Genomic DNA, 3042 nt, shown 5'->3' on the forward strand with positions numbered 1-3042 from the left:
GGCCCGCACGGGTGTCGCCGCTACGCGACGCGATCACCGAGCAGCCGCCGGCAAGACGTCGCATTCCGGCGCGAAAAAGCGATGCGTCGACACAGGTGTCTGGCGTCGCGTCGCGGGCCATGTCCGCACGTGAAATAGTCACCGGAGTCGCCATTACACGTGCCCCGTCGAAAGGAACACGAAGCTCGGCGTACGGACATAACGGACTGCTGCTCCGAGAAAATCGATCCAGATACTCACTTTCCATCTCCAGAAAAAGGCAACACGTTCCCCGCCGACAGCGCGTGCCGGTTCACAGCAATCGCAGGAGGAACGAAAAGACGGTGGACAGCGTCCTGCTTCAGGCCGGCACGGGCGGCGTGCGTTTATGACCCCAGTCGCTCAGCTTCGAATAGCTGACGACGTTCCACGTGGCGTCGTCGATCACGATGCCGCCGTGGCCGTATTCGAGCGCGAAGCCTGACGGGGTCTGCACGTAGAAAGAGAACGTGCGGTCATTCGGATGGTGGCCGAGGTGCAGGATCATCGGCACGCCAGCCGCGATGCAGCGGTCGTACGCGAGGCCGACATCGTCCATTTCCTTGACCTGCACCATCAGGTGATTGAGCCGCTTCGGCCCGGGAACTGCCGCCGTCGCGAGGGAATGGTGACGGCCGGTCTTCGTATGCATGAAAGTCGCATCGACGACGATGCCCGGTTCGCGCTCCTCGCGGATATAGTCGCTGACACGGAACCCGAGCACGGAGCGGTAGAACGCAACAGACTCCGGATAGTTATCCGAGCGCGTAAGAATGTGGCCTATACCGAGCGGCCCGGTCTCGAACCCGGCGCCGCGCAGGACTCTGGAGCGGAACTGATCCGTCATCGGCGCAATGGCCGGGCCGAAGTAGAATGCATGCCGGTAGCCGTTCGGGTCCTGGCAGTGGTACAGCTTTTCGACGCGCCGTCGAGTGCAGTAGTCGCGATCGCCTTGGGTTACGGTCACACCGTTTGCGCGGAGCTGCTCTGCGTAGCAGTCCAGTTCTTCCTCGGTCTCGAACTCCCATCCGGCCTCCTGAATATCGTCGGCGTCGTTCTTTTCCAGCACGATGCGCTGCATGTGCTCGTCCATGCGGAGCAAGAGCGCGTTACCGGCATCGGCAGTTCCTACCTGAAAGCCCATCAGGTTATGAGCGAAGTCAGCCCATACGCCCAGATCCTTGACCCCCAGTACCACATAACCCAGGTTCGAAATTGCAGCAGCCATGTTGGCCATATCCCCTCCATCACGCTTATGTTTATTAAGGACTGGCAAATTCACGAACGCGCTACGACTTTCGTGAATCGCTGACCACACTATGCAAGCGCTGTGCCAGTTTCGCGGCGCGGCACGTGGTAACCACCCGCGTGGCACGCCGGGCAAGGCTGCGCAGCGAAATAGCGGGTCGCGCCGCACGACTGCGTCAATGGGCGACCCACACACCCGGTTCATAAATTCATGAATGCGAGCAGCACTGCTTGGTGACGACTGCGGGATTTCATGAATTTACGCACAGGGAGGCAAGCCCTTAAGGTTGCGGCGGCAACCAACATGTAGTCACAAGCAAAGGGAAATCATGGACGCGACGATCAACCGGAATGGACCGGGTTGCGCGCTGCCACCAGAATTCGTCCTGCTCGACGCGATGGACTTCAGCGATATCGCTGAGCAGTTGCATTTCAACCCGGTCGAGGGACGGATCTGGCTGCAGGACCGCCGCATGGCGCTGCTGTCGATCGACGTTCTGGGCACGCTGCGGCGCGAGCTGGTCGATTCGCTCGGCCTGGAGGCAGCGCGGCGGATGTTCACGCGACTCGGCTACGCGGCGGGTTCAAGCGATGCAGAGCTGGCGTGGAAGGTGCGCAAGCACCGGTCGCAAATGGACATCATTGCGGCGGGCGCGCAGTTGCATGCGCTCGAAGGGTTTGTGCAGGCAGAGCCGGTTCACATCGAAATCGACAGCACGCTCGGCTATTGCTATTCCGAATTCTTCTGGAATCACGGCTGCGAAGACGAAATGCAAATCGCCAGTCACGGCGTCGGCCACGAGCCTGCTTGCTGGATGGGCATCGGCTATACGTCCGGCTTTCTCAGCAAGATCATGGGCAAGCGCATTATTGCGCGCGAAGTCGAATGCCGCGCGATGGGACAAGCCAAGTGCCGCGTGATCGCACAGCCAGTCGAGAGCTGGGACGATCCCGAAGAGGATCTGCACTATCTTGACCTCGCGCCCACACAGCCAACGCGCGTATCGATCGTCGCAGGCGCCGTCGCGTCGGCGGCGCAGGTGTCGCAGTCCGGCAGCACACCTTCGGAGCCGTCGATGGCGAGCCTCATCGGCTCGTCGGTCAGCTTCACATCGGTGCTGCACAAGGTACGGCGCGTGGCCAGCACGCGCGCGACCGTGCTCTTGTCCGGCGAAAGCGGCGTTGGCAAAAGCGCCGTCGCGCGCGAGGTGCATCGTTGGAGCACACGGGCCGACAAGCCGTTTGTCGAAATCAACTGCGCGGCAATTCCCGAGCAACTGATCGAATCCGAACTGTTCGGCGTCGAACGCGGCGCCTATTCGGGCGCCACCGAGTCGCGCGCCGGCCGCTTCGAGTCTGCCAACGGCAGCACCCTCTTTCTCGACGAAATCGGCATCCTCAGCTTTAGCGCGCAGGGCAAGCTGCTGCGCGTGCTACAAAGCGGCGAGTTCGAGCGATTAGGCTCCACGCGCACGATCAAGCTGGACGTGCGCGTCGTCGCGGCCACCAACGAGGACCTGCCGCAGGCGGTGAAGGAGGGGCGCTTTCGCGAAGACCTGTTCTACCGTATCAATGTCTTCCCGATCCACATTCCGCCGCTGCGCGATCGACGGGACGATCTGCCCCTGCTGATCGAGTATTTCATCAGGCGGCTTTCGGCGGTGCATGGACGGCACGTTCCAGGCATCACGCCGCGCGCGCTCCAGGCCGTGCTCAATCACAAGTGGCCAGGCAACATCCGCGAGTTCGAGAACGTCATCGAACGCGGCATCATCC

Annotated in this window: 2 protein-coding genes; one reads left to right on the plus strand and one right to left on the minus strand. The window is 61.8% G+C overall.

From position 1 onward, the window contains the following. Nucleotides 1–340: 340 nt before the first annotated feature. Nucleotides 341–1246 carry a VOC family protein gene (locus WCA53_RS09065; protein ID WP_423908199.1) on the minus strand — a complete coding sequence of 302 codons (906 nt, stop codon included), beginning with the start codon at nt 1244–1246 and terminating at the stop codon, nt 341–343. Between the two features lie 349 nt (nt 1247–1595). On the opposite strand from WCA53_RS09065, the gene WCA53_RS09070 reads away from it, so the two are divergent. Beyond that, nucleotides 1596–3042, plus strand: a 1447-nt coding sequence (locus WCA53_RS09070) for a sigma 54-interacting transcriptional regulator (RefSeq protein WP_423908201.1), incomplete at its 3' end; no start/stop codon positions are given.

Origin of the sequence: Caballeronia sp., assembly GCF_049581465.1 — a bacterium.
GTDB lineage: Bacteria > Pseudomonadota > Gammaproteobacteria > Burkholderiales > Burkholderiaceae > Caballeronia.